Raw genomic sequence first — 25,032 nt, 5'->3', positions numbered from 1 at the left:
ATGGTGGCGGGACGGGTGTCTGAGTGCTGATCGAGTTGGCAAGCCGTGTGCTCAGTCGCTTTACGTGGCAAGGCTGCACTCCTCGCGGGGCGCGTTCTCCGCGCTGTGGGGGAGGCTCGTCGTGGTGGTCTTGCGGTACCCAGTTGTCACCCGTCATCTCCCCCGGATGGGGGAGGCGGATGCGTCCGGCGGGGGACGTGCCGGGGCTGGGTGACGTTCGAGGATGGGATTCCTGCTGATGGGAGGGGAATTCGGGTGGAACGGTGGGATCGGGTCGGGCGGACAGCGGCCTATGGGGCGGCTCTGGCGCTGTCACCGTACTTGCTGATCAAGGTGGCGTGGGTGGTTGGCTCCCTCATGGGGCTGTTGCCTGTAGGCGAAGGTCTCGACATGGCGGAGTGGCTCATCCTCAACTCGGTCACCATCGGCATGGCGGCGATCGGGATCGTGCTGGCCCTTGCCCTGGTGCGGCCTTGGGGGATGCGGCTACCGGGGGCGCTGGTGGCGCTCTGCGCCTGGGTGGGGTCGGGCTTCCTCGTCTCGATACTCCCATTCGCTGTGATCAGTACGCTCCTGGATGTGGGCGGCGCCCCGCAGGACGGCGGAGGCGACGGGACGACCATGCCGGTCTGGCAGGGTGTTCTCGTCCAGTTCAGCTTTCTGGGGATGGGCCTGGGGCTGGCTGTCGCTGTCCCCGCGTATCTGCGGCGCCGCTGGCCGGAAGCGTTCACGGGGCGAGTCGGCGACGGAGTACGTGCCGTGCCGCCGTGGGCGGCGGTCGTCGGTGCCGCAGTCGGTCTGGCATCGCTGTACTGGGCGGTCGGCGGCACCGTGGGAATCGCGCACCCGGCGGAGCGGAACACTCACTGGCACGTGCTGGAAGCTGTCTCAGGATTCTGGGCGCTTGCCGGATCCGCCGCCATCTGGGCGGTCGCTCGGGCGCGTCCTGCCCGGTTGCCCCGCTGGCTCCCGCTGGTCATCGGCTGGATCGGGTCGGGCTCCTTGTTCGCCTGGAGCGGCTGGAAGTTGCCCATCACCCTGTACGTAACGGTGGCAGAGCCGGTCGGCACCAGCCCGCCGGAGAATCTCGCAGTCGCGGTGGCAGTGCATCTCTGTTCGGTGGTGGCGGGCGTGGCGATGCTACGAGTACTCGTCCGCACGCGTATCCGCGTCGCCGAGTGCCCTGCCCAGCCTGTCGGCATTCGAGTTCAGGGCTGAGCACCTCAGGCGGGCGAAAGCCGCCTCCTGGCGCTCAGTCGAGGGTGCGATGATCTCGCTGTGGCTGGTGTGATCACGGCGTCGGAGCCGTCCTGGACAGCCCCGCATACCGGCTGAGCCCGCGCGGCTTCGACACTGGTGACCGTGCTGCTGCGGAAGGGTGCGGATGCGGTCCGCAAGGGCCGGCCGTGGGGTCTTCCGCTCGAGGACCGGGCACTGTTGGTTACCGTCTGCTGGCGCACGAACGTGACGATGCGCCAGCTCGCCCCGCTGTTCGGGGTATCGAAGTCGGCCCCGGACCACATCATCAACCATCTCGGTCCGATGCTCGCGCTCCAGCCCCGCAAGCGGTTCGCCAAGGGCACCGTGCTCATCGTGGACGGCACCCTGGTGCCCACCCGCGACCACACGGTCGCCGCACAGTCGAAGGACTACCGGTACTCCGCCAACCACCAGGTCGTCATCGATGCCGACACCCGCCTGGTCGTCGTGATCGGCCAGCCTCCGCCCGGCAACCGCAACGAGTGCAAGGCATGGGAGGAATCCGGCGCCAAGGCCACCGTCGGGAAGACCACCACGATCGCCGACGGCGGCTACCCGGCACCGGACTCCTCATGACCCACCGCCGGCGCAGGGGCGAAGAACTGCCCGACTGGAAGGAGGCCCTTAGACTCTGGTCGCGGTGTTTGGTGCCGGCAGTCACCCGCTAGCGGCACCGGCTCCCGCCCCGGGGGGTCCTGCCGCCCAGCCCCGGGATCAGCACCGCCGCCACCGCCAGGTGCATCAGAGCGAGGGAGACCCGGGTGCCGCCGTCCATGCCGTCGCCGATGAACGGCAGGAAGGACACGGCCAGTACGGCGCCGGCCACCCCGGTCCAGATGGCGCGGGCGCGCCGCACCCCGAACCGCTCCAGGGTGGCCAGCAGTCCCCAGCCGGAGAGCGACGCGAGCAGTGCGACGACCGCCACGGGCACGGCGCCGATGTCGAGCGTCTGCTCGCCGTCGGCGATCCGCAGCCGGTGCCCCAGCAGTGGGTCCGCGACCAGCCACACCAGGACGGGGGCCAGGACGGCCAGGATCGTAACCCCCAGGCGCCCTCTCCGCGCGCTCACTTGGCGCTCCCCGAGAGCGCCCCGTGCAGGAACACCTCCACCAGCTCCTGCGGGGTCAGGTCGGGCTCGTCCTCCGTACGCGGCTGGGTGAAGAGCAGCCCGAAGAAGAGGGCCGCGATCTGCTCCGGCGGCCGACGCAGGGCAGCCTTGTCGGGCTCCAGCAGCTCCGCGAGGGCCGCGCGGATACGGGTCGTCGACTCGTCGCGGCCCGCGCCGCGCACCGTGCCGGGGTGCTTACCGCCCCGATGCCCCAGCGAGCCGGCGATCGCGCCCATCCTGGACAGATGCGCCTGCAGCGCCTCGGCCGCCTCCGCGAGCCGGTCGGGCAGCGGCTGGGATACGTCGATCGCGTCGAGCTCGCGGACCGCGTGCTCGGGGGAGAGCGCCTCGGCCATGCAGGCCTGCAGCAGCTCGTCCTTGTCGGTGAAGACCCGGAAGATCGTGCCCTCGCCGATGCCCGCGGCGCGGGCGATCTTCGCGGTCGTCACCGCGGCGCCGTACTCGGCGATCAGCGGGATCGCGGTCTGGATGATCATTTGGCGGCGCTGCTCCGGCGACATGGCGGGGGCGCGGCGGCGGGTGGTCTGGTTCTCCTTAGGTGCTGTCATGACCGCGAGCGTACGGAGTGAGTACTCACTCCGTCAATGAGTGAGTACTCACTCCGCTCACTAGGAGAGGACCACTGCCGTCATCATCCTGGCGCTGGGCGTCCTGCTCGCACCCACCCCGGTCGGCCAGGGAATCGTGGACATCCTGGGAGAGCTCGCAAGCGGCGTGACCCAGGCCAGCCGATGAGCCCCCGCTCGCGCAAGGGTCGGGCGGCGGCGACCAGGCGCCCGTCGGCGCGGCGGCGTACGCGGAGGCCGGGCATCCGGCGGCAGCGCGCGGACGACCGGCTGATCGGTCTCCTCGTGGCCGCGGCAGTGGCCGTCGCCCTGGTGGTGGCCGTCGTCAACTGGCTGCTGGCCCACCGGTGGATCCTGATCGTCATCGGAACGCTCGCGGTACTGGCCGGTGGCGTCTGGCTCTACCAGAGGCAGCAGAGGGCCCGGTGGGAAGCGGTCCGCGCTCAGGGCCTGCGGTACGGGCTGTCTCAGCTGGACGCCCTGCACCACTCCCGGTTCGAGGACGCGGTACGGGACCTGATGCGCCGTGACGGCTGCCGGGACGCGGTCCGCAGCGGCGGCGGCGGAGACCTGGGCGCCGACGTGAAGGCCACCGACCCGTACGGGCGGCGCTGGGTGATCCAGTGCAAACACAGGCGCAACGGCCTGGCCGGCTCTGCGGTCGGTACGCCGGACCTCCAAGTCCTCAACGGCACCGCACGCCAGGTCCACGGCGCCGACGTCGCAGTCATCGTGACCAACGGCAGGGTCACCGCACCGGCCGCGGCCTTCGCCAGGCAGCAGCGCCTCCACGTCGTCGACCGCCACACCCTCGCAGCCTGGGCGTCCGGTTCGCGTCCCCTGTGGGAGCTGCTCCGGGCCGTCCCCCCGCCTCGCAGACCGACCGACCTGTCCTGATTTCAGCCCGCGGCAGCGGGCTGTCTCACTCGGTGGTCCGGTTACGGCGCTGCCGTAGCCGGGCCGCGAGCTCGCCGGGCAGGGCGTCCCTGTTTGCCGCAGTGAGGTGGACGACTTCGATGTCGGGGCGTCGCCTGAGAGTGTCGGTGAACGGATCGCGGTGCGTGTGGACCGTGGCGACGACGTCGACGTCTGCGGCGAACAGCGCGTCGACCGCGTCCCGGAACGCCGTGCACGCCAGTTCCATCCGCCCCAGCTCGTCGATGAGCACCAGCCGCCCTGTTGCTTCGTCGGTTGCCGCCGACCGAAGCGACGGCAGTGCCAGCCGTTCCATGACGCCCAGGTCGACGCCGTATTTCCCTACCCGCGGCGGTCCGGGCAGGTCGACATGGGCGAGCACCTCCCGTCGGCCTGCCAGGGTCTCCAGGGCGAAACCGACGCGGGCGCCCGATTGCCGGATCTCCTCCGTGGTGAAGCCGGTGGCCGCGCGGGCGGGCAGCAGCGCGGCCAGTCGACGCAGTGCGGTCGTCTTGCCCGCGCCAGGGCGGCCCTCGAGCAGGATCCTTGTCGGCACACCGCCATCCTCACCCCCACTTCCGAGGCGGACCGGGTGGGCTCGGCCGAACAGGGGTTTTGGGGTGCGTGAGCGGTGGCGGTGCCGCCGTTGCGGGTATGGCGCCGCGCATGAGCGGAATGGAACTCAGCAGTGCCGCGTTCGAAGACAAGACGGTGATCCCCCGCCGGTACAGCGGGGAGGGAGAGAACATCTCACCGCCCCTGACCTGGTCGGGGGTGCCCCAAGAGGCCACAGAGCTGGTGCTCCTGTGCGAGGACCCGGACGCGCCGGGAGAGACCTTCCTGCACTGGCTGGTGACGGGCATCGATCCCGGGACCACCGGGGTGACGGAGGGCCAGAAGCCCACGGGGGGCCTGCCGTGGCCCAACGGCTTCGGGCGTGTGGGCTGGGGAGGGCCGATGCCTCCACCGGGGCACGGGACGCACCGCTACTTCTTCCACCTGTACGCCCTGTCCGAGCCGCTGCAGCTGCCCGAACACCCGGGCGTGGAGGACGTGCACCGTGCCCTGAAGGGCAAGGAGCTGGCCTCCGGCACCCTGGTCGGGACCTATCAACGCTGACCGGGTCGTCACAGCCGGTCGTCGCCATAGCCGTAGCCGTGCGCGCGAGCGGTCCCCGCGGGTGGTAGCCGTGCGCGCGAGCGGGTCACCGCAGGGTCCTAACCGTGGGCGCAGGCGGGTCACCACTGGTCGTAGCCGTGCGCGCCGTACAGCCGGACGAACCGGGCCGCGGCGACCGTCCTGAGGTGCACCAGGCCGCGGGCCCGCCGCTCGTACAGCTGGACGTACTCCTGACCGCCCTGCCCGATCGGCTGGACGAGCCGGCCGCCGCTGCGGAGCTGTTCCACCAGCGGCTCCGGCACCTGCGGGAAGGCCGCGCAGACGATGACGGCATCGTACGGGGCACGGGTCGGCATCCCGAGGGTCCCGTCGCCGAGTACGACCTCGGCATTGCCGACGCCCTGCGCGGCCAGCCGCCGGCGGGCCTCGTGGACCAGGTCGGGCCAGCGCTCGACGCTGACGACGTACGCGGCCAGGCGGGACAGCAGCGCGGTCTGCCAGCCGTATCCGGTCCCGAGCTCCAGGACCTGTTCGTCTCCGGTGAGGCCGAGTGCGGCGACCATCATGGCGATCAGCGAGGGCTGGGTGGTGACCTGCCCGTGCGGGAGCGGAACGGGCGTGTCCCAGTACGCGGACGAGGCCTCGTCCGCGGGGACGAAGTCCGCCCGGGGGATGCTCCGTAGGGCCTCAAGGAGACGGTCGTCGGTCACGCCCACGGCGCGGGCCGCGCGGACCAGGTCCTCGGGGGTCCCTTCATGGGTCATCGGACCGCGGGGGCGTGGTGGTGGCCCCGGTCATGATGCGTTCCCGCCCGCCCACGATCCCCTTCGCGCCGCTCCCCCTCGCGCTCCCGCTCCTGTCCATGTGCCTCATCCGCCGCTCGTCCGCCGCGCTGCCGCTCCAGCCAGTGTCGGCCACATTCCACGCGCGGCGCGATCGAGCACGCTCGGGCGCACGCCCCGACCCGTGATCCGGGAAGCGCACCGCGCCGACATCAGGATGGGGTCCCCGGGTCGGCGTACCGCAGCAGGGCACCCACGCCCTCGTACAGCCTCAGTGCGCTCTCCGGTACGACGACCAGCTCGGCACCGGTGCCGACGAGGGCCCGGACGAGGGCCTCGTCGGCGCGTTCCTCGCGCGGGGCCCGCACGCCGAAGGACATCAGCTCCGCCTCGGTCAGGGCAAGCTGAGTGGGCTGGGAGCCCGTCCAGAGCCGCAGCGAGGACCGGGGCGTTCGGTTCAGCAGCAGTGCCGCGACCTGGCCGCGCTGGAGGGCGGCGACGGTGGCGGCCAGCCCCTCCGTGACCGGCCCGTCCAGGGCGCGCCGACTGATGAAGATCTCCACGAGTGCCCGGTCGTGCGCGGCCATGTGGCCTCGGAAGACGGCGTCCAGCTGCGGCTCCAACAGGGCGCGTCCGGTGTCGGTGGGGGTCCGGCCGCCCACGCGTACGACCCTGTCCCGCAGGGTGTGCGGAAGGCGGCGGATCAATACGTTGCACGCCCACTCGTCCCCGCCCACGACGACGGCGTCGGCATGGGCGTGCCGCGCCCGTTCGTCCAGCTGGTGGCCGAGCCGGAGGCAGGTGCGGTGCCAGGTCGCCACCGCGACCTTGCAGTGCAGCCGCTCACCGGGGGTGACGGTGGACGCGGGCCAGGTGCCGGTCTCCGCCTCCAGGGTCACCCAGCCGTGGGTCTCGGCGGTCGGAAGGCCGCCGTAGTGAACGACCACGGCCATGTAGGGAATTTCCGGAACATGCTGGGTGACCAGGGGCATCGCGTCCGGCAGGGTGCTGTAGCGCGCGGAGTCGTGCTCGGGCGGCCTGGGCAGCTCCCCGTCCAGGACGAGCGTGCCGTGGGCGGCGAAGATGGCCTGACCGTGCGCCCCCGGCACCTCGGCGTCGGCGCCGACCACCTCCTCCAGTACGTTCAGCAGCGCCCGGTCCGTGCCCTGACGGGACAGGCTCTCGCGCAGCCGCCGCCAGCGCAGCGCGATCGCCCGCTCGGGATGCTCGACGTCCCGGGAGGTGTCCAGGTACACGGAGGCGAAGGGGCCCGGCTCCGCGTAGAGGGGCTCAAGGAACGACAGCCTCATCGCCACTCCTCATCGATGGTCTCCCACCTTTGATGATGCGCGCTCCGGACGGCGATGGAGCGGCCTGCCAGGACCGGGTAGACCGGGCCCCGCGGACGGTTTGGGTCGGCGGCGCGATTCCGAGGCAGAGCCTGGTCGGCAGCGATGCTCCGGACCTGGCATCAAACTGTGCGGTGTGGACTTCCGCCCCTGCCGCTGTCCCGCCAGTACGCCAGTACGCCAGTACGCCAGTACGCCAGTACGCCAGTACGCCAGTACGCCAGTACGCCAGTACGCCAGGGCGACCATGGGAATACGGGGAGTTGCCGTCTTCCGTGACTGGACATGGCCGCCTCGCTGGAACCGTCGCGGCGCCCCGGACAACGACCAGGGATCGACTGGGGCGAGACTCTTCTCCATGAGAGTCAGATGCCTGCAGATCATCCACCCCGCGGCCGACATCCCAGTCGCGGAGTACGACGGGATCCGGGTGGGCGGTGTCTACCCGGTTCTGGAGATGGTCGCCTACGACATCGATTGCCAGATCCGCGTGCTCGGCCCGGCACACCCGACCCCGGACTGCTCTGGGACCCTGCCGACTTCGAGACAGTGGACACCGGAATACCCCTCGGCTGGACCCTGGTCATCGCCGACGGCCGCACCCGCCTCGCGGACGCCCGCTGGCAGCGCCCCGGATTCTGGACCGACTATCACCAGGGCGACCCGCGAGCCCTGGCCGACTACGAGCACGTGAAGCGCGAACTCCTCGCCGCGGCGCCACCACACGAGAACTGACCCCGCGCGGACAAAAGGCGAGGTGCAATGCCTCCGCCTGGTCCCCCGCCTCAGGTATGTTTCCGCAGTTCAGAGGTGCAACACGTAATCGTGTTGCACCTCGCGTCGCAGAGGGGCGTTGCACGTCGCGGAGCCGGGGCAAGCTCAGCCGCTGGAGGCCTGGACGGCGTCGGCTCACCGCTCATCCTCCGGCACCCAGCTCCCTTGCAAGCCCAAAGGCGCCCGCACGGGCAGATGAATCCGGGCAACCGGCGCCCCGCTGATGTCCTGGGCGGACGGAATCGCCAGGTCAGAGGCGGCCGGTTCCGGGTCGAACACGTACGCCGAGGGTGACTCCGTAGCGACGAACAACCCCATTCCGGCAGCGCGACAGACACCGTCGCAGGCCTTTGAATGGAGAGGTGAGCACCGTTCGATTGCTTGCAGCGGCCGGGCTGACGGCGCTGCTCGGAGCCACCGCCCCCGGGCCCTCGCCGCCCCCGCCCCAGCCCCCGGCTCAGCTCGACGGCGCGGACGTCGACCGGGCCGTCGACCGGCTGGACGGAGTCGTCGAGGCGGCCATGGAACGCACCGGAGTGCCGGGCGTGGCCGTCGCCGTCGTCCACGACGGCAAAGTGCTCCATCTGAAGGGGTACGGCGTGCGGAAGGCCGGCGAGAACGCCGCAGTCGACGCCGACACCGTCTTCCAGCTCGCCTCCGTCTCAAAACCGATCGCCTCCACCGTCGTCTCCGGAGCCGTGGGCATCGAGGGCTTGAGCGAACCCGTCGCCCCGAACGTGCCAGGCTTCCGGCTGAAGGACCCGTGGGTCACCTCCCACGTGACGGTCGCCGACCTCTTCTCGCACCGCAGCGGTCTTCCCGACCACGCCGGTGACCTCCTCGAAGACCTCGGCTACGACCGCGAGTACATCCTGTCCCACCTGCGCTACGAGCCCCTCGCCCCCTTCCGCACGAGCTACGCCTACACCAACTTCGGTCTGACGGCCGCAGCCCAGGCCGTCGCCGACGAGAAGGGCGTGCCCTGGGAGAAGCTCGCCGCCGACACCCTTTACAAGCCGGCCGGTATGAACTCCACCAGCTCGCGCTTCGAGGATTACGAGAAGGCCTCCGACCGCGCCTACGGCCACGTCAAGGTCGACGGTGCCTGGAAGGCGCAGTTCGTACGGAACCCGGACGCCCAGTCCCCCGCCGGCGGCGTCAGCTCCACCGCCCGCGACATGGCGATCTGGCTCCGGCTGCAACTCGCGAACGGCAAGCTCGACGGCAGGCAGATCATCGACGCCGACGCCCTGGAGCGCACCCACTGGCCCGAGTCGGTCGCCAACCCGCCCAGCGCCCCCGCCGGCCGGACCGGCTTCTACGGCCTGGGATGGAACGTGAGTTACGACGACGAGGGCCGGCTCAGACTCTCGCACACGGGAGCGTTCGCCGAGGGTGCGCACACCAACGTGACGATGCTGCCCGGCGAGCAGCTCGGCATCGTCGTCCTCACCAACACCTCACCGGTCGGCGTCGCCGACGCCGTCGCCCTCGACTTCTTCGACATCGCGCAGACCGGCAAGACAAGCCGCGACTGGATACCCATCGTCGACTCCCTGTACCAGCAGCAGGAGGACGAGGGCCGGTCAAAGACCGACTACGCCCGTCCGCCGTCCGACGCCGCGCCCGCGAAGGCCGCTGACACCTACGCGGGTACGTACGAGAACGACTACTACGGGCGGGCGGAGGTCGTCGCCGGTCCGGACGGCGCCCTGACGCTCCGCCTGGGGCCGAAGCCCCAGACGTACCCGCTGACGCACTACGACGCCGACACGTTCAGCTTCGAGACCGCCGGTGAAAACGCCGTCGGCCGCACCGGGGTCACCTTCACCCCGGACGGGAAATCCTTCACCGTCGAGTACCTGGACACCCAGGGTCTCGGCACGTTCACCCGTAGCGGGGCGCCCAGGTGACGGCCTGCCACCCGCTGGTACGGGCTTGGAATCCTGGTCGCACAGAGCTGAGTGGTGTGTCCCGTAAATGATCTTTAGTGCGTTGAGAGAGCCAAGACCGCGGTCGACGCCACGAGGACGATCGCCGACAACAACCAGACTCCGACGCCGTGATCACACCAGCTACACCGTGATCATCCCACTGCTGCCGATCCCTCCAGGGCGAAGGCGAGGATGTCGGGTACTGCTTCACGCAGGCTCCCGAAGTGACGGTGTACGCCGTCCACCGCAACCGCTGCGTTGACCCCCCACACCGTCATGCCGGCCCGCAGCCCTGCCTCTACTCCGGAGGGGGCGTCCTCAATGACCAGGCAGTCCTCGGGCTTGGCACCGAGCTGCTCGGCGGCCAGCAGGTAGGGCACGGGCGAGGGTTTGCCCTCCTCCGCTGCGGCGGCGTCGACGATGACGCGCGGGACCGGCAGGCCAGTCCGGGCAAATCGTCCGCGCACCCGATGCTCATAGTTCGAGGTCACCAGCGCCCACGACGCCGCCGGCAGGGTGCCCAACAGCTCCGACGCACCGTTGAAGGCCGCATAGACGCCGGAGCGCACGTCCTCGTCCTCCAGTTCGTGCAGCGCTGCCAGGCACTCCGCTGGATCCTGGTCCGGAACCACCTGCGCGAAGGTCTCCATCGGCCGTGTCCGCAGGGCCACCCGATAGACCTCATCCGCATCCAGCAGGTATCGCCCCGCCCACATTTCCCAGACCCGGCGCTGGTTCTCCACGGCATCGATCAACGTGCCGTCGACGTCGAACAGGACGTACTTCCTCGGGCTGGTCTGCATAAACTCACCGATCACGCCGTGATCATGCCAGGAGCCCTCTCAAAGGCAGGCGCCCTGCCCTCAATCCAGGCAGAATTCATTTCCCTCCGGGTCGGTCATCACGATGATCCCCTCGTCCAGGCCATTGGGCTCAAGCCGGTTCAGCCGCTTCGCTCCCAGCCCCTCCAGCCTGGTGGCCTCCTCCTCCAGTGCGGCCATCCGCTCGTCCCCGGTCAGACCGGGTGCTGCGCGCACATCCAGATGCAAGCGGTTCTTCGCCGTCTTTCCCTCCGGGACCTTCTGGAAGAACACCCGCGGCCCCTTGCCGTCCGGATCCGTGATGGCCGACCGGTCGTTGTGGTGCTCAGGCGGCACGCCCCAAGCCGTGAGCGCAGCCGGCCAGTCGGGGAAGCCCTCGGGCGGCGGCTGGATGCGATAGCCCAGCGCCTGAGCCCAGAACGCCGCCTGCGCGCCCGGATCGGCGCAGTCGTAAGTCACCTGGAATTCCTTGGCCATGACGCCTCCGACCGCTCGAAACCTGCCCACGTCCTCGCCCCGGTCGTCACCTCCCGGAACACACCGCCATCCTCGCACCGACCTCTGACAATCGGCTCGCCGACCCCGGTGCCAGTCACCCGCCCCGCCCCCGACTCCACCCCAGAACCGGCCGAGGAGCGGCACCCCGACCGCCCCCGCGAAGCCTTCGCCCGCCGCGTTCAGCACCGCCTCCGCCACAGTGAGCGCGGCGGCCTGCACCCACTCGGCCTCCTCCCGCAACCGCACTACCTATCCCCGGACCGCTTCTCCCGAGTCTCCAACAGACCAAGCACCGGCGGCGCCGGCGGCGTACCCGCCCATGGCGAGACTGCGTGGCTGCCCAGCGCGTTCCTCTCGCGCCAACCGGCCCTATCTCCGCAGGCGGGGCATCCGGTGCACGATCCCCCGGTCCTCCCCGAAGACGCCACCACCAAGTGCCCACCCGTGGGCCCGCACCCGCGTTGTTCTGCCGACGGTGAAGAGCGGCCCGATCGGAGTCGACGATCATTACAGTCCAGTCTCATGACGACGGTTACCACGCGCACGGTCGAGTACCCGGCCGACGGCTTAACGATGATCGGGCACCTCGCGCTCCCCGCCGGTGTCGACCGCCGGCCCGCAGTCCTGATCGGGCCCGAGGGGATAGGGCTCAGCGATGTCGAGCGCCGGCGGGCCGAGGCTCTGGCCGAGTTGGGGTACGTGGCGCTGGCCTTCGACCTCCACGGCGGACGCTATTTGGAAGACCCAGAGGAAATGTTGGCCCGCTGCATGCCGCTGCTCGCCGACCCCGACCGGATGCGGGGCATCGGCCACGCGGCACTCGACGTGCTGCGCGCCGAACCACGGACCGACCCCGACCGGATCGCCGCCATCGGCTACGGCACTGGGGGCGCAATCGTGCTGGAACTCGGGCGCGACGGCGTCAACCTGCGCGCGATCGGGACAGTCAACGCACTGACGACGGGCCGACCGGACGAGGCGGCGCGCATTCGCTGCCCCGTGTGGGTCGGGGTGGGGTCGGAAGACCCGATCATGCCGCCCTCGCAACGGGACGCGTTCACCGCCGAGATGCAGGCCGCGGGCGTCGACTGGCGCCTCGCGGTCTACGGCGGAGCCTTGCACGCCTTCCACCACCCGCCGGTCGACCACACCGTGCTCCCCGGCGTCGGCTACCACCCGCAGCACGCACAGCGAGCCTGGCGCGACATCGTCGGCCTGCTCGCCGAGTGCCTGCCGGTAACGGAGTGAGCTGGAACGTCAGGGCTGCCATCGGCACGACGCGGCACGACATGACATGACACGACAGCGAGAAATGACACGGAGCCAGAGAACCGACGCCCGCACAGGCGGGGGGTGTTCCCTCGGGGCTTCCCGCCCCGCCGGGTGGGTGTCGTGTATTTCTCGCGCAGGCGGGAGCGTTCCGAACAACTCTGCCTAGTTGTGCGGGGCGTACGGGGGCTGCTGGCGCCGCTGGAGCTCAAGAACTGCTGGATTACATCCCGTAGCGGGAGACAATCGCGGCGGCGCGGTTGCGCAGTGTGGTGCGCAACCACTGTGGGGCCAGGGCTTCCACGTCCGTGGTGAGCTGCCACAGCGCCCATTCGACGTGTCGTGAATCTTGGTAGGTCACCTCCAGCCGCAGCCAGCCGTCTGCGTCGGGCTCCTCGGCTTCGTCGGCGCGGACGGCCAGTGCGGTGCTCACCAGTTCCTCCCGCCGCGCCGGGTTCACCCGTACCAGCACGGTGACTTGGTCGCTGTCGGACAGAAACTGCGCGCAGCGTTCCCGCCAGATCCGGTCCAGGTCGACCCGGTTTGGCCGCTGTGCCGGTTCGGGGAGTTCCTCGGCGGCCAACACCCGCGACAGCCGGTAGGTGCGGTCCGCGCCCGATCTTGTGGCCAGCAAGTAGCCCCGGTCGCGAACGGTGACCAGGCCGATCGGGTCCACGGTGCGCCACTGTGGCGTCCGGTCCGCGGCAGCGTAGTGAATACGCAGCTTGTGGCCCGCGAGCACCGCGCGCCGGACCTCGATCATTGTGGCGTCGGGCAAGTCCTCGGTGACCAGGCGGTGTGCGAGCAGGTCGGTCTCCGGGTCGATGAGCAATCGCTGGGCGGCCTCGCTCGCGGCGGTCCGATGGCTTTCGGGCAGCGCGTCAACCACCTTGTGCATGGCCGCGGCGAGCGCTGAGCCGAGTCCGAATACCTGCTCGCCGCGCCCCGATCCGGCGACCAGCAAGGCAAGGGCCTCGTCGTGGTTCAGTCCGCTGAGATCGGTCTGGAAATCGGGCAACAACGCGAAACCGCCGCGCCGGCCGCGTTCGGCGTAGACCGGGACGCCGGCCGCGGACAGCGCCTCGATGTCGCGCAGCACTGTGCGGGTGGATACCTCCAGCTCGCGGGCGAGCGTGGCCGCGGTCAGCCGACCGCGCTGGCGCAGCAACAGCACCAGCGAGATCAACCGGTCGGCACGCATACGAGAACGTTAGCGGAATACATGACCAAGGATGTCGTGATTTCCAGGGAGGCTTACCCACGTGACGCCAAAGACGGTGGCTACCGAGCCTTTGGACGTACGTACTGCCGATGAATCGAATGGAGCTGATGTGGCAATGGAGCGATCGACGGTCAACCCGTGGGCGTGGTCGGTGGAGATGGGTTACAACCAGGGTGAGATCGTCTCCGGGCACACCCGGACCCTGTACTGCTCCGGGCAGACCGCGATGAGCCGCGATGGCAAGCCCCAGCATGCCGGTGACATGGCGGCGCAGTTGGCGCTGACCATCGACAACCTGGAGGCCGTGCTCGGCGAGGCTGGCATGTCCCTCGCGAACCTCGTCCGGCTCAACGTCTACACCACCGACGTCGATCGGCTCTTCGAACACTACGGCGTGCTGGCGTCGCGGTTGGGCGCCGCCGAGGTGGCACCGACCACCACGATGCTCGGAGTGACGCGGCTGGCGATCCCCGACCTGATGGTGGAGCTCGAGGGGACCGCGGTCGCATGAGGTGACCGCGGTCGCCTGAGATGACCTCGCCGCCTCCGGCAGGCTGCCGGTTGAACGGGGCACCGTAGCGGCGGACTTGGTAGTGGTCCAGGTCGCCCTAGAGCCTGTCTCTTGGAAGTGCGGTGCGCAGGGTGCTGCATGCCGGATCGATAACCTGTGTCGGCGTCGGCGGCATGGTGCGAAACTTCGGGCCATGACCTCACCCGAGCTCAGTGACCTGGACCATCTCCGGGAGATCGAGCGCCTCGCCAACCGCGTCAGTGTGGAGGCATCCAACGAAGGATGGCTCTCGTTCCAGGCAGACCCGGAAGAGGCGACACCACTCCAGCGCAGCGTGAACGTGCTGGCTCGGGCTCTGCGCCATTACCACTTCGAGGGTGACGGCTGCCTGGACGAGGACCGGCCTCTGGTCCGCCTCGTCGGAGCCTCGGTGTTGAAGCCCAGGGCCATGCCGGCCGGGGTGGAGGAGGCGTACGAGGAGGTGTGTGCACGGATCGGCGTCGACCCCAGGCCGGAGGGCTGACGACTGCGCAGGCACACACCAGCAGGATGGCGGTCAGCGAGTACCACCGGCCTCGCCGGGAGCGCGGGTCGGGCACCGAGTTGAAGTACAGGCGCAGGTCAGCCACCCGACCGGCATCCAGCGGACCCAGCTTCACCAGCACGGCGGGAATGGGAGAAGATACAGCGGCAGGCACGGGCCACCTCATGATCATCGGGCTTAGACACCACAATGATCGCGAAGCACGTGCCTGCCCTGTTATGCGCCCCAACCGGTCACAACCCGACCAGCCGCACGCCCCTGGAACTTGCAACCGCCCTGCCGGCACCCCCGACGTCGTCATCCCGTCCCTGGCCCGCGGCACTGATGATGCGCCGAAGGCCACGGTCCCGGTGGCCGGAGCGCCCATCATGGGCCATCAACTCGCGTGGCTCGCAGAGCACGGCTGAAGTCCGTGACGGTCAGCGGCGGCTCCAGGCACGAGATGATCACGGAGCATGCGGGCGACGGCTCGCGCTTCGGCGTGGAAGTCCGGTACGCCATCGAGGATGAGTCTCTTGGACGAGGCGGAGAGCTCACCGACGGGCCATCAGCGTCGCTGATGATCCGTCACAAAGGTTGTAATTAGTGATCGTTGAGGAATTGGAAGTGGTAGGAGCCCGAATTGTCCGAGGGCTCATGCGAGACTATGACGTCGAATTTGCGGTTTTCCGCGAGGTTGTACTTGCCGCCGTCTGAGGCGTCCCGGTAGCTGCACTTACCGTCGTTCTTCTCGTCGGTGAGGCTGTACAGGAGGTCGCCGCTGTCGTAGTCGAAGACGTTCACCCACGCCTTCTTGCCGTCGGTCTTGGTGTCACAGACCTTGAGGTAGTCGCCGTGCTCCTCGATGTAAGCCGCCGCGTGCTTACCCGTGTCGTACAGCGGTCCGTGGTCCCAGTCCACCGCGTGCGCCGAGCCGGGCACCATGGCCACCGCGACAGCGCCCATGGCCAGTGCGGACATTCCGCCCTGAACTATTCGCTTGATGCGCAATTCAATCTCCCTAGCTTTTATGGTGAGGAGCCGTCAGATCGTATGAGGCTAACAGTGGATGTCGGTCACCTCGCTCGCCAGGGTGGCTTCAAGTTCCCGAAGGGTGCCGCTGCACACCGGGCGATCTACACGATCCCGGAACTTGAAGCCGCCCTGTTCGAGAGGTCCACGGCCAGGAGCGGGTGACCCGGATCCTTCATCGTGGCTGCGTCCGCCAGAAACATGTAGACGATCTGCTCGTCTTCGTCCGCAGCAGCCTCTTCAGCCCTCAAGGCCTGGACCCCCACGCCGGCAAAGCGAAGCTCGCTGACATACGTGGCATGGGGGTCCTCGCCAGCCGCGTCGAGTGCGGCTCGAACCGCGTCCCAGGCCCCCTCGTCACCGAAGTCGGTACGCAGGACCAGCGAGGTCAGATCATCGGGCTGAGGCAGAGGCATCTCGTGATCCTCTCACCTGACGCTGACATCGACTGCCCAGACCAGGCCCCCCGCACCGGCGGAACTCCTCAAGCAAACCGGCGATACCAAACACCCCTGCCAGGACAAATCGCTCTTTGAGCAGCCGTTTGTAAGCGGTCTGGAATGAGCCCAGCTCGTCCGGCAGGTCCCGCCAGGACGAGCCGGTGCGGTACTTCCACGCGATGGCCTCCAGGGTTCGACGATGGTCGGCCCATCGCCGACCACGGACCGGATCGGCCGGCATCAACGGCTCGATCCGGTCCCACATCGCATCAGTGATCACCACCGGACAGACACATACGATCAGCCGACGAGCAGATCAAGGAGACACGCTTTAGGGCACGACCTTGCCGACGCCGCCCAGCGCCTGGGCGGCGCGCTGGTCGATCTGCCACAGCTGGCCTTCACGGTTGCTGACGTAGATCAAGCCGTTGACGGTGTCCAGCGCGAGGCCCTCGCACGCCCCCAGGCCGGTGGCCGCCACGCACTGCGCGCCGTCCGCGAGGGTGATCTCGTACAGGCTCCCGTGCACGTGGTCGATGGTGTACGCCCGGCCGCCGCCGTCGAGGGCCACGCGGATGGTGCTCGCGCCGGCAAGGCCGGTCACGACACGGTGGGTGCCGTCGGCCAGGTCGACCTCGTGCAGCTTTCCGCCGCCGTCCTTGCGGCCGACGTATGCCTTGCCCCGCCATCCAGGGCCACTCCGGTGATGCCCTGCCCCAGGCCGGTGGCGACCGTGACCTTCTGACCGCCCGGCAGGTCGACGGCGATCAGCTGCCCGTCGTTCCAGTTGGCGACGTAGGCCTTGCCCGCTGCGTCGATCGCACGTCCCGGACGTCCAGGGGATCGTCCGCAGGAACCGTCCGACGTACCGGACCTCGTCAGTTGAGAACTCCACCGGCATAGAGGGACGCCGTCACCCTGCCGCGCACGACCGTGGGCCCTCCCCAAATGCCCGCCCGGGACAGATCGTTTGTGCTAACCGATCAGCGACGCGGTCGGCTCGAGAGCCGACCGTGGTCAATCTCGGCGCCAACCACGGTTCCAGTGCTCCCCCGGGCCGCCCTCCAAGGCACGCGTGCCCGGAGCGCAGCTGTCCAGCAGCTCCTCGCGTTCGGCGGCCCCCAGCTTCCGCGCGGAGCCGCGTCGGCTGTGGTCGAGCAGGGTGCATCCGGCATCCAGCCACTGTGCGAGGGGCTCGACCCCTGTGAACGCGGCGAGGCGGGTCAGCTCCTCGCGGGGGCGGTCGAGGAGGTCCTCATACGCGAGAGCGGTGCGTTGATCCGCCGGTACGGAGCTGAGGAATTCCATGCCTTGGATGATGAGGTCCGACCACAACGTGCCGAACACCCGCAAGGGAATGTCCCGATCCTGCACGAGGGCCGGATCGAAGTGCTCCCCAAGCAGCGGTGACAGATCCGACGGCAAAGCGCGTACGTGCTCGCCGGTCAGATCGCTGAGGCTCTCAAGGCCGGCCCGTGCCCTGATCTCGCGCAACAGGGAAATCGTGCGGAACCCGGGATGGCGGCTCATGGACAGGGCACAGTCCGGACCGTCCCTGAACATGTGCACGAACCGTGCGTGCGGGAAAGCGGCTCGCAGTTGTGGCACCCAGCGCGTCGAGTAGCCGGAGCGCTCGATCACGACCGTGCGCCCGAACCGCGCACAGAGCAGCCCGAACAACGCCAAGTGATGCTCGGCAGCGGTCCGCTCGGGCCAGCGGACGACCGTCGCGCGCAGTTCATCCAGAAGCTCGTCCGGGTCATCGGTGAGATGGGGCAGCACCATCAGGCAGAGGGCGGGAATGCCGGTGGTCTTCGAGGCATACCGTCCCGGGCGGCGCGTGTAGAGGAACTCAGGCAACGGCAACCCGCTACGGATCAACCTCTCGAAACGCGCAATGGGCTGGTCAAGCGGATACCAGAACTCCTCGCCGGACACCTTCCCCTCAGGAAAGGCGGTGTCACCCACCGAAGCCATGAACTCGTTGAGACTGAGGACGTCCGGGTGAGCGTTGACGATGCGAGACAGCGCGGTCGAACCACTGCGGCCAGTACCCACAACGAAGGTCAGCGTACGCACGAACACCCTCCACCAGCACCGGAACCCACACCCACCGGCTTCCCATCGGCCTCCCCGGGACCGGAGCAGACACCCCTCCCTTCCCCCACACCACCTCGACAAACGTCGACAGACAGACAGCGATCCGCAGCGGTGCCGGCCTGCAGGACGGAAACGGGGAGGCGACAGGAGAAGGGGATGGGGAACACTTCCCAGGTGATCGTGATGCAGCCCGTCCTGGAGATCTACACCCCCGGTGGCTTTGACCTGTGGCCTGTCGCCGAAATAGGGCCGTACAGCCACCTGCCACTCAGCGGTGAGCTCACCCCCGCCGAGATTGGGACAGCGGTGATGCGCATCGCCGGCTGCAACGACGTCGGCCCCGGACAGGACGACCATCCGCCACAGCCCGCCGACCCACTCGGATCCTTCCTGCACGGACTACTTACCCTCGACACCCTCTTCGCGGCGGGCGGCATGCGGGTCACCGACACCTCCCATGGCATCACCTTCCTCCCTGGCTGCTGCAACGGCCTGGAGGACTGGCACGACTGGTACGAGGTCCTCCACGGCAACGGCCGAGCCTCGTTCGGCCACGACCCCGACCCACTCGCCGAACGCCTCGGCGACATCGTCCGCTTGACCGTCGACACCGAGCAGAGCGACAGCCCGGTCATCGAGCTGCCCGTCACCGAACTCGACCACCTACTCCACGGCGCCGAGCACGACCTGACCACCTTCCTTGCGCTCGCCGCCGATTGGGCAACTCGCTACCTCCCCGACCGCTCCACCCCCCTCACCGCCGCCCTCGCACGCGCCCTCGCCGTACCGGCACCGGCCGTGCCGCCAAAACCGCAGTCGACGGCCCTCCCCCGCTGAACAACCGACGACCGGGAATCCACTTCACAGTCACCGCGCACGACGCCCAGAGCACGCTCGTCCACCGGCCGAACACCCCGGCAGGCCACACCGACACAGCCACACTGTGAGTTGAGGCCGAGGGCTGCGGATCGGATGCGGGTCTAAGGGCTGTCCCGCATGTACTGGTTGAGTCGTGCGGCGGGCTTGTGCCCAGCGACCGGCTCTCAGCTGATATCCCCGGGCCTGTGACCGCGTGCTGTGGCAGCCTGCCCTCATGCCAGCAGAGCTAACTGATCGTTTCAGAATGAGGTTCGCAGGCGGCGGAAGCATATGAGGCTGCAGGCCAGTTCGAGCAGCCCCTGGTGGAGATCGGCGCGCGTCGTTCGTATACCTACAACACACGTAGGGCCTGGTCGACGTCGCGCTCACGCCTGGCGAGCGCATGCAGCACGGCTTGGTCGCCGTGCCGGTCCCGGGCGGCGGCAACGAGCACGTCCACCGCGACGGCGAGCGCAGCATCGGGCACTCGGCATGGCGCGTCGACACTGAGCGCGAGGTCATCGAGGTGAACCGCCAGCTCGACGCAACGGGTCTGCAGGTATCCGTCGAGCAACATCTCCTCTCCCGGCCGGTGAAGGACAGCCACCCGCCGATCGGCCGACTCCATGCCCAGCCGCTGCGCCAGCCGCACCCACGCTGCCCGGGCCTGGTCAGCCACGACTGCGGGGCCGGCTGCGGCAGTTTCCTCGCTGCGGGCACGCACTCCGACGTTCAGCGCAGAGTCCGGCAACGACGTATCGGCGAGCCGCGCGTAGTACCGAACCGGTGACACCGGTTCTGCGCCGACTACCTGACCGTCGAGGAACCACTCGACCTGGAGGACGCTACGCGCAAGGTGGCCGGCCAGCCCACCCACTGACATCCCGGGGAGCACGGATTCGGTCTCCCAGCGTCGGGCTACCTGCTCTGTGGCCAGCAGGTGCACCGCCTTCTCGGCAGCCTGCAGGTAGGTCTTCCGGATCTCATCAGTCATTCGGGCATCGTCGCAATCTCATCGTCACAGCCGCTGACAGGTCCACGTTGTGGATCGACCCGCCGCCTTGGCCGCCTGGACAGCTCGCCCATGTGGGGAGTGTGGTGGCACGAGAGTGGGTCTGTCTCAGGCCGCGGTCCCTTGGTGGGCTTGGTGGGTCCTGGTGGCGGACAGGTCCGCCGCTCGCCGGACCGAATCAGCGGAGGCGGCCAACAGCGGCAGCCGGACGGCCGGGCTGGGAATACGGCCCTGGGCGTGCAACACCCCCTTGATCACGGTCGGGTTCGGCTCGGCGAAGAGCGCGGCGGACAGCCGGGCCAGCTCCGTTCCCAGCCTGCGGGCCAGTCCGGTGGCGTCGCGCTGCCACAGCGAGATCAGCTCGGCGAAGTCAGCGGTGCGGACATTGGCCGACGCCAGGATGCCGCCGCGGGCGCCCGCCGCGAGCAGCGGCGAGATGACGGCGTCATCGCCGCCGAGCACCGCGAAGCCCGGTGTCGACGAGCCGAGCAGTTCCATCGCGGCCGCGTCGATCGCACCGGTCGCGTACTTGACCCCGACGACCTCCGGTAGGTGCCCGAGCGCGTTCAGAGTGCCGGTGCTGAGCGACTGACCGGTGCGGTACGGGATGTCGTAGACGACCAGCGGCAGGCCCCCGTGTTCGGCGAGTGCCGTGAAGTGCGCCAGCGTTCCCGCCTCGCCGGGCCGGGTGTAGGGCGGCGTGGGAACCAGCGCCGCGGCGACGTCACCGCTCTGAGCGAGCTCCCGCAGTGTCGTGATGGCGGCGGCGGTGTCGTTGGTGCCGACGCCGACGATCAGCGGAGCTCCGTGTGCCCGGCAGGCGGCCGAGCAGATGCGGACCACCGCCCGCTTCTCCTCGGTGGTCAGCGTGGCCGCCTCCGCAGTGGTGCCCAGGGCGACGAGTCCCCGAGCGCCGGCCGCCAGCGCCTCGCTGGCGAGGCAGGCGAGCGCGTCCGGGGCGAGGCGCAGGTCGTCGGTGAACGGAGTCACCAAGGGGACAAACAGGCCGGTGAGGTTCGCTTCGGGCTTCATACGCCCAGCCTGACCGACACAAACTCAGTAGATCCAGTTCATATTTCTTTGCTTATGCGTAAGCTCACCTTATGATCGATGTCCGACGTCTCCACCTGCTGCGCGAACTGGACCGACGCGGCACCATCGCGGCCGTCGCCGAGGCGCTGACCTTCACTGCCTCGGCCGTCTCCCAGCAGCTGAGCGTGCTTGAGCGCGAGGCGGGCGTACCCCTGCTGGAACGAAGTGGCAGACGGGTGGTGCTCACCCCCGCGGGCCGCACCCTCGTCACCCACGCCAATGCCGTCCTCGAACGCCTCGAACTGGCCGTGTCCGAGCTGGCCGGGGCACGCGAGGGCATCGGCGGGCCGCTGCGGATCGGGACGTTTCCCTCTGGCGGCCCCGCGATCGTGCCCGCCACGCTGGCCGAACTGGCCCAGCGGCATCCCGCGCTGGAACCGATGGTGCAGGAGATCGACTCGGCGCGGGTCTCCGACGGCCTACGCGCCGGCGAACTCGACGTGGCCCTCGTCCACGACTATGACTTCGTGCCCGCGTCACCGGACACCACGGTCGACCAGGTGCCCCTGTTGGAGGAGCCGATGTACCTGGCCACCGGCGGCGCTCCCGCCACCGGTCGCGTCACCCGCGGCGAAACGCTGGCCGAGCTGCTCGGACCGTGGGCCACGTCCCCATGGATCACGGCACGGGACGGCACGACCGGTCACGCGATGGCCGTACGCGCCTGTCAGGCAGCCGGATTCCAGCCGCGCATCCGCCATCAGGTCAACGACTTCCGTACGGTCCTGGCACTGGCCGCCATCGGGCAAGGCGCCGGATTCGTACCGGAGATGGCCACCGCACACGCCCCCGAGGACGTGGTCCTGACCCGGCTGCCCCTCTTCCGCCGCTCGAAGGTCGCCTTCCGCGCAGGCGGCGGCACCCACCCGGCGATCGCAGCATTCGTGGCGGCGGCGCGAACAGCGGTGGGTGCCACGGGCCGTGCCTCCTTACTGATCGCTTCAGTGAGTTGAGTCGCGGGTCTTGTGCTCAGTGATCTTGTCGGCAGGGTGTCAGGAATGCGTGCTGATCTTGTTCCTGACGACCTGTGGGAGCGGGTAGCCCCGCTGCTGCCGCCCGCTCCCGAACGGCGCCGCTGCTACCCCGGTCGGCTGCGTGTTCCCGACCGGGCAGCACTCGCCGGCGTCATGTACGTGCTGCGGACCGGTGTCGCGTGGCGCGATGTCCCCGCAGAGACCGTGGGCTGCTCCGGAGTGACGTCCTGGCGTCGGCTGCGGGACTGGACCGAGGCCGGCGTCTGGCCACGCCTGCACGCCGCTCTGCTGTCCGAGCTTCGGCGCGCCGCCCTGCTGGACCTGGACGACTGTTCCGTGGACGGGTCGCACGTCCGGGCCCTCAAAGGGGGGATCACGTCGGTCCCTCGCCCGTCGACCGCGCCCGTTCCGGCTCCAAGCACCACCTGATCGTGGACCGCCACGGAACCCCGCTCACCGTGACGCTGACCGGCGGGAACCGGCATGACGTCACCCAGCTCCTGCCGCTGCTGGACGCCGTTCCGCCGATTCGGGGTCGGCGGGGACGTCCCCGCCGCAAGCCCCGGCGTCTGCACGCGGACCGGGGCTACGACTTCGACAAGTACCGCCGCCTACTGCGGAAACGCGGAATCAAGCCGTTGATCGCACGACGCGGCGTCGCCCACGGGTCCGGACTGGGCAAGGTGCGCTGGGTGGTCGAGCGCGCCTTCGCCTGGCTGCACCAGTTCAAACGGCTCCGCATCCGATACGAACGACGCGCCGATCTCCACCAGGGCCTGCTCGAACTGGCCTGCAGCCTCATATGCCTCCGCCGCCTGCGAACCTCATTCTGAAACGATCAGTAAGAGAACATGCAGGTCGCCACTACGCCATCCAGTTCCACTAAGCCTTGCCTGACGATTCCTGGGCTGTGGAGCTGAGCGAGGCTGTGCCTGCGCCAGCCACGTGGGCTGAGATCCCCAACGCGGCGACCCATCTTCCCGGGGCGGCCTCTCTGGTGGCGCTCGTCCCCGACGAGGACCCTGATCTGGAGCCGACCGTCCGCATCTATAGCCCTGACGAGCACGTCATCCCCTACGAGATCATGCAATGGTTCATGGAACAGGTGGCTGACCAAGTGGCACGCTGCCGCATCGCATTCGAGCAGGGTGAACCCGAAGCAGTGGAATGATCACGCAGTGGCTGGTGTGATCACGGCGTCGGTGCCGTCCTGGATAGAGCCCTTCACGGGGCTGAGCCCGCGCTGCTTCCGCAAGTTGGTAGCTGCGGTACTGCGCTGGCACACCGCAGATCAGCGTGCTGATCGTGGACGGCACCCTGGTGCCCACCCGCGACCACACGATCGCCGAGAAGTCGAAGACATCTCATGTCGCTGGTTGGTCAAGCTGAGGGCTCACGCGGCGAGAGCCACGGGCCCCGTGAAGGCGCGATCGGGGTTGTAGTGGGTCTGCTTCTGGAGGCAGTGGTAGAGACAGCCCAGCAACTTGTTGAACAGGTTCCTCAGTGCTGCTGTGTGACGCTCTCCGCCAGCTCGTCGTCGGTCGTAGTGAGCGCGTGGATCCGCTGTGCGCAGGGCGGCGAACGCCCACATGTAGCCGACGGCCGCCAGCCGCTGGTTCTTCACGGTTCGGGCCACGACGACGTGGCTGCGGCCTGAGGCCCGCGTGACGGGAGCCGCGCCGGCGTACGCCTTCATCGCCCGTGCGTCCGCGAAGCGTTCGCGATCATCGCCGAGCTCGGCGAGGACCCGTGCCCCGGACAGGACGGATAGCCCCGGGAAGCTGGTGATGATGTCCGCGTCCGGGTGGGCGAGGAATGCCTCCTCGGTCGCTGCCGCAAGCTGGGCGACGCTGGTGCAAGCCGCATCCAGCTGTTGGAGGAGAGCTGCCGCTTGGTGTCCCATGGCCCGTTCGACCTGGGGTAGTTGGTGGAGGTAGTCCGCCCGGAAGATCACCCGGAGCCGCTCGACCTCGGCGTCGATTCCATGACGCGGGCGGGCGGCACGCTTGAGGAGCGCACGGAGCTGACTGCGGGTGAGCCTGGCGGCATCTGTCGGTGTGGATGCGGCAGCAAGTACGACCCGGGCGCGGGGCGAGTCGAGACCCGGCTACCGCGACCGCGGAAGCGTCTCCCGGGCGCCAGAGATCAAGGTCCCGGAACTACCGAAGGTCTCCGCCCGGCAGAGCGGGGCATCGTGGAGCCGGTCTGACCACGGGGATCCAGTCCCAGAACGGCGGCAGGCTTCCACATCACTTGGCGGCCCTTGCGCTCACGCGCTCGGGCTCGCCGATGACCTATTAGAACTACCGCTACTCCACCAACCACCAGGCCGTCATCGACGCCGTCACGCGCCAGGTCGTCGCCGTCAGCCGGCCAGTGTCCGGCAACCGCAACGACTGCAAGGCGTGGGAGCTGTCCGGAGACAAGGACGCCGTCGGCAAGGCCACGGTGATCGCCGACGGCGGCTACCGCGGCACCCACCTGCTCATCCCGCACCGTCGTGAACGCGGCCATACGGAACTACCGGCCTGGAAGGAGGAACACAACACCCCCCACCGCAAGGTCCGCGCCCGCGTCGAGCATGCCTTCGCCCGCATGAAGACATGGAAGATCCTCCGCGACTGCCGCCTCAAGGGCGATGGTGTCCACCAGGCCATGCTCGGCATCGCCCGCCTGCACAACCTCGCCCTCGCGGGATGACGCGGCAAACAGAGTGCTCAACCGCGCGCCGCAGATCATTTACGGGACAGCCCTTAGCTTGATCTTTAACCTGTGCGGCGGGGGCGGGGAGTGGTCGACTTCTTGTTCCGGGACGTGGTAGCGCCCGTCTTGCGGGATGTGTGGACGTCGTG

At 69.1% G+C, this 25,032-nt stretch carries 26 protein-coding genes and 5 pseudogenes; 15 read left to right on the top strand and 16 right to left on the bottom strand.

Annotated features, from left to right (window positions below):
- Positions 1–210: 210 nt before the first annotated feature.
- Positions 211–1,218 (top strand): hypothetical protein, encoded by a 1,008-nt coding sequence (locus tag ACZ7LT_RS32095; protein WP_471239631.1) that lies wholly within the window; start codon positions 211–213, stop codon positions 1,216–1,218.
- A 60-nt stretch (positions 1,219–1,278) separates the two neighbouring features.
- Positions 1,279–1,880, top strand: a pseudogene (locus ACZ7LT_RS32090) (transposase family protein); the annotation flags it as partial.
- A 44-nt stretch (positions 1,881–1,924) separates the two neighbouring features.
- On the opposite strand, the gene ACZ7LT_RS32085 reads toward ACZ7LT_RS32090, so the two are convergent.
- Both ACZ7LT_RS32085 and ACZ7LT_RS32080 read right to left on the bottom strand, forming a co-directional pair.
- Positions 1,925–2,329, bottom strand: a complete 405-nt coding sequence (locus ACZ7LT_RS32085; protein WP_471239630.1) for a DUF6069 family protein — start codon at positions 2,327–2,329, stop codon at positions 1,925–1,927.
- Positions 2,326–2,937 carry a TetR/AcrR family transcriptional regulator gene (locus tag ACZ7LT_RS32080; RefSeq protein WP_471239629.1) on the bottom strand — a complete coding sequence of 204 codons (612 nt, stop codon included), beginning with the start codon at positions 2,935–2,937 and terminating at the stop codon, positions 2,326–2,328. Before ACZ7LT_RS32080 ends, ACZ7LT_RS32085 begins: the two co-directional genes overlap by 4 nt.
- A 183-nt stretch (positions 2,938–3,120) precedes the next feature.
- On the opposite strand from ACZ7LT_RS32080, the gene ACZ7LT_RS32075 reads away from it, so the two are divergent.
- Entirely contained in the window at positions 3,121–3,852 is a 732-nt protein-coding gene (locus ACZ7LT_RS32075; protein WP_471239628.1) for a restriction endonuclease, read from the top strand.
- 25 nt (positions 3,853–3,877) lie between these two features.
- On the opposite strand, the gene ACZ7LT_RS32070 is transcribed toward ACZ7LT_RS32075, so the two are convergent.
- Positions 3,878–4,426 carry a nucleoside-triphosphatase gene (locus tag ACZ7LT_RS32070; RefSeq protein ID WP_471239627.1) on the bottom strand — a complete coding sequence of 183 codons (549 nt, stop codon included), beginning with the start codon at positions 4,424–4,426 and terminating at the stop codon, positions 3,878–3,880.
- Between the two features lie 110 nt (positions 4,427–4,536).
- On the opposite strand from ACZ7LT_RS32070, the gene ACZ7LT_RS32065 reads away from it, so the two are divergent.
- Complete coding sequence (locus ACZ7LT_RS32065) at positions 4,537–4,989, top strand: YbhB/YbcL family Raf kinase inhibitor-like protein (RefSeq protein WP_471239626.1); 453 nt, start codon at positions 4,537–4,539, stop codon at positions 4,987–4,989.
- A gap of 119 nt (positions 4,990–5,108) precedes the next feature.
- On the opposite strand, the gene ACZ7LT_RS32060 is transcribed toward ACZ7LT_RS32065, so the two are convergent.
- On the bottom strand, positions 5,109–5,753 hold the full coding sequence (locus ACZ7LT_RS32060) for a protein-L-isoaspartate(D-aspartate) O-methyltransferase (protein ID WP_471239625.1): 645 nt from the start codon (positions 5,751–5,753) through the stop codon (positions 5,109–5,111).
- Positions 5,754–5,983: 230 nt separating this feature from the next.
- Complete coding sequence (locus tag ACZ7LT_RS32055) at positions 5,984–7,081, bottom strand: baeRF2 domain-containing protein (RefSeq protein ID WP_471239624.1); 1,098 nt, start codon at positions 7,079–7,081, stop codon at positions 5,984–5,986.
- Positions 7,082–7,669: 588 nt separating this feature from the next.
- On the opposite strand from ACZ7LT_RS32055, the gene ACZ7LT_RS32050 reads away from it, so the two are divergent.
- Both ACZ7LT_RS32050 and ACZ7LT_RS32045 read left to right on the top strand, forming a co-directional pair.
- A complete protein-coding gene (locus tag ACZ7LT_RS32050; RefSeq protein WP_471239623.1) occupies positions 7,670–7,855 on the top strand; it encodes a hypothetical protein in 186 nt (61 codons plus the stop codon).
- 401 nt (positions 7,856–8,256) lie between these two features.
- Positions 8,257–9,807: a serine hydrolase gene (locus ACZ7LT_RS32045; RefSeq protein ID WP_471239622.1), complete on the top strand. Its 1,551-nt coding sequence runs from the start codon at positions 8,257–8,259 to the stop codon at positions 9,805–9,807.
- A gap of 173 nt (positions 9,808–9,980) precedes the next feature.
- Here ACZ7LT_RS32045 and ACZ7LT_RS32040 read toward each other — a convergent pair whose 3' ends face one another.
- Positions 9,981–10,631 carry an HAD family hydrolase gene (locus ACZ7LT_RS32040; protein ID WP_471239705.1) on the bottom strand — a complete coding sequence of 217 codons (651 nt, stop codon included), beginning with the start codon at positions 10,629–10,631 and terminating at the stop codon, positions 9,981–9,983.
- A 60-nt stretch (positions 10,632–10,691) separates the two neighbouring features.
- On the bottom strand, positions 10,692–11,126 hold the full coding sequence (locus ACZ7LT_RS32035; protein ID WP_471239621.1) for a VOC family protein: 435 nt from the start codon (positions 11,124–11,126) through the stop codon (positions 10,692–10,694).
- 543 nt (positions 11,127–11,669) lie between these two features.
- On the opposite strand from ACZ7LT_RS32035, the gene ACZ7LT_RS32030 reads away from it, so the two are divergent.
- A complete protein-coding gene (locus tag ACZ7LT_RS32030; RefSeq protein WP_471239620.1) occupies positions 11,670–12,395 on the top strand; it encodes a dienelactone hydrolase family protein in 726 nt (241 codons plus the stop codon).
- Positions 12,396–12,639: 244 nt separating this feature from the next.
- Here the strand turns inward: ACZ7LT_RS32030 and ACZ7LT_RS32025 are convergent, their stop codons facing one another.
- On the bottom strand, positions 12,640–13,617 hold the full coding sequence (locus ACZ7LT_RS32025) for a helix-turn-helix transcriptional regulator (RefSeq protein WP_471239619.1): 978 nt from the start codon (positions 13,615–13,617) through the stop codon (positions 12,640–12,642).
- Positions 13,618–13,753: 136 nt separating this feature from the next.
- Here ACZ7LT_RS32025 and ACZ7LT_RS32020 point away from each other — a divergent pair, with 136 nt between their 5' ends.
- Together ACZ7LT_RS32020 and ACZ7LT_RS32015 are read left to right on the top strand one after the other, a co-directional pair.
- A complete protein-coding gene (locus ACZ7LT_RS32020) occupies positions 13,754–14,149 on the top strand; it encodes a RidA family protein (protein WP_471239618.1) in 396 nt (131 codons plus the stop codon).
- A gap of 193 nt (positions 14,150–14,342) precedes the next feature.
- Positions 14,343–14,672, top strand: a complete 330-nt coding sequence (locus tag ACZ7LT_RS32015) for a hypothetical protein (protein ID WP_471239617.1) — start codon at positions 14,343–14,345, stop codon at positions 14,670–14,672.
- Between the two features lie 603 nt (positions 14,673–15,275).
- Here ACZ7LT_RS32015 and ACZ7LT_RS32010 read toward each other — a convergent pair.
- The 5 genes and pseudogenes from ACZ7LT_RS32010 to ACZ7LT_RS31990 form a co-directional block, all read right to left on the bottom strand.
- Positions 15,276–15,653 (bottom strand): hypothetical protein, encoded by a 378-nt coding sequence (locus ACZ7LT_RS32010; RefSeq protein WP_471239616.1) that lies wholly within the window; start codon positions 15,651–15,653, stop codon positions 15,276–15,278.
- Between the two features lie 155 nt (positions 15,654–15,808).
- Entirely contained in the window at positions 15,809–16,120 is a 312-nt protein-coding gene (locus ACZ7LT_RS32005) for a DUF6924 domain-containing protein (RefSeq protein ID WP_471239615.1), read from the bottom strand.
- A 115-nt stretch (positions 16,121–16,235) separates the two neighbouring features.
- Positions 16,236–16,409 (bottom strand): annotated as a pseudogene (locus ACZ7LT_RS32000) (transposase); the annotation flags it as partial.
- A 66-nt stretch (positions 16,410–16,475) separates the two neighbouring features.
- Positions 16,476–16,748, bottom strand: a complete 273-nt coding sequence (locus ACZ7LT_RS31995; RefSeq protein ID WP_471239614.1) for a hypothetical protein — start codon at positions 16,746–16,748, stop codon at positions 16,476–16,478.
- 413 nt (positions 16,749–17,161) lie between these two features.
- Positions 17,162–18,223 carry a sulfotransferase family protein gene (locus tag ACZ7LT_RS31990; protein ID WP_471239613.1) on the bottom strand — a complete coding sequence of 354 codons (1,062 nt, stop codon included), beginning with the start codon at positions 18,221–18,223 and terminating at the stop codon, positions 17,162–17,164.
- A 177-nt stretch (positions 18,224–18,400) separates the two neighbouring features.
- On the opposite strand from ACZ7LT_RS31990, the gene ACZ7LT_RS31985 reads away from it, so the two are divergent.
- Positions 18,401–19,081: a hypothetical protein gene (locus tag ACZ7LT_RS31985; RefSeq protein ID WP_471239612.1), complete on the top strand. Its 681-nt coding sequence runs from the start codon at positions 18,401–18,403 to the stop codon at positions 19,079–19,081.
- 373 nt (positions 19,082–19,454) lie between these two features.
- On the opposite strand, the gene ACZ7LT_RS31980 is transcribed toward ACZ7LT_RS31985, so the two are convergent.
- Together ACZ7LT_RS31980 and dapA are read right to left on the bottom strand one after the other, a co-directional pair.
- Positions 19,455–20,096 (bottom strand): maleylpyruvate isomerase N-terminal domain-containing protein, encoded by a 642-nt coding sequence (locus ACZ7LT_RS31980; protein ID WP_471239611.1) that lies wholly within the window; start codon positions 20,094–20,096, stop codon positions 19,455–19,457.
- Positions 20,097–20,222: 126 nt separating this feature from the next.
- Positions 20,223–21,146, bottom strand: a complete 924-nt coding sequence (dapA, locus tag ACZ7LT_RS31975) for a 4-hydroxy-tetrahydrodipicolinate synthase (protein ID WP_471239610.1) — start codon at positions 21,144–21,146, stop codon at positions 20,223–20,225.
- Between the two features lie 71 nt (positions 21,147–21,217).
- Between dapA and ACZ7LT_RS31970 the strand changes: the two genes are divergently transcribed.
- The 4 genes and pseudogenes from ACZ7LT_RS31970 to ACZ7LT_RS31955 all read left to right on the top strand — a co-directional run.
- Positions 21,218–22,159 carry a LysR family transcriptional regulator gene (locus ACZ7LT_RS31970; protein WP_471239609.1) on the top strand — a complete coding sequence of 314 codons (942 nt, stop codon included), beginning with the start codon at positions 21,218–21,220 and terminating at the stop codon, positions 22,157–22,159.
- Between the two features lie 45 nt (positions 22,160–22,204).
- A protein-coding gene (locus ACZ7LT_RS31965; RefSeq protein ID WP_471239608.1) for an IS5 family transposase occupies positions 22,205–23,013 on the top strand; the annotation gives its coding sequence in 2 pieces (ribosomal slippage) (positions 22,205–22,544 and positions 22,544–23,013; 810 coding nt in all).
- A 77-nt stretch (positions 23,014–23,090) separates the two neighbouring features.
- Positions 23,091–23,351, top strand: coding sequence for a hypothetical protein (locus ACZ7LT_RS31960; protein WP_471239607.1), 261 nt, complete (start codon positions 23,091–23,093; stop codon positions 23,349–23,351).
- Positions 23,352–23,358: 7 nt separating this feature from the next.
- Positions 23,359–23,539, top strand: a pseudogene (locus tag ACZ7LT_RS31955) (hypothetical protein); the annotation flags it as partial.
- 34 nt (positions 23,540–23,573) lie between these two features.
- On the opposite strand, the pseudogene ACZ7LT_RS31950 reads toward ACZ7LT_RS31955, so the two are convergent.
- A pseudogene (locus ACZ7LT_RS31950) lies at positions 23,574–24,284 on the bottom strand (transposase); the annotation flags it as partial.
- Between the two features lie 197 nt (positions 24,285–24,481).
- On the opposite strand from ACZ7LT_RS31950, the pseudogene ACZ7LT_RS31945 reads away from it, so the two are divergent.
- A pseudogene (locus ACZ7LT_RS31945) lies at positions 24,482–24,880 on the top strand (transposase); the annotation flags it as partial.
- Positions 24,881–25,032 lie beyond the last annotated feature (152 nt).

It is taken from the genome of Streptomyces sp. NPDC039465 (assembly GCF_055639315.1).
The sequence above is the reverse complement of the archived record's forward strand: the minus strand, read 5'-3'. Positions and strand labels throughout refer to the sequence as shown.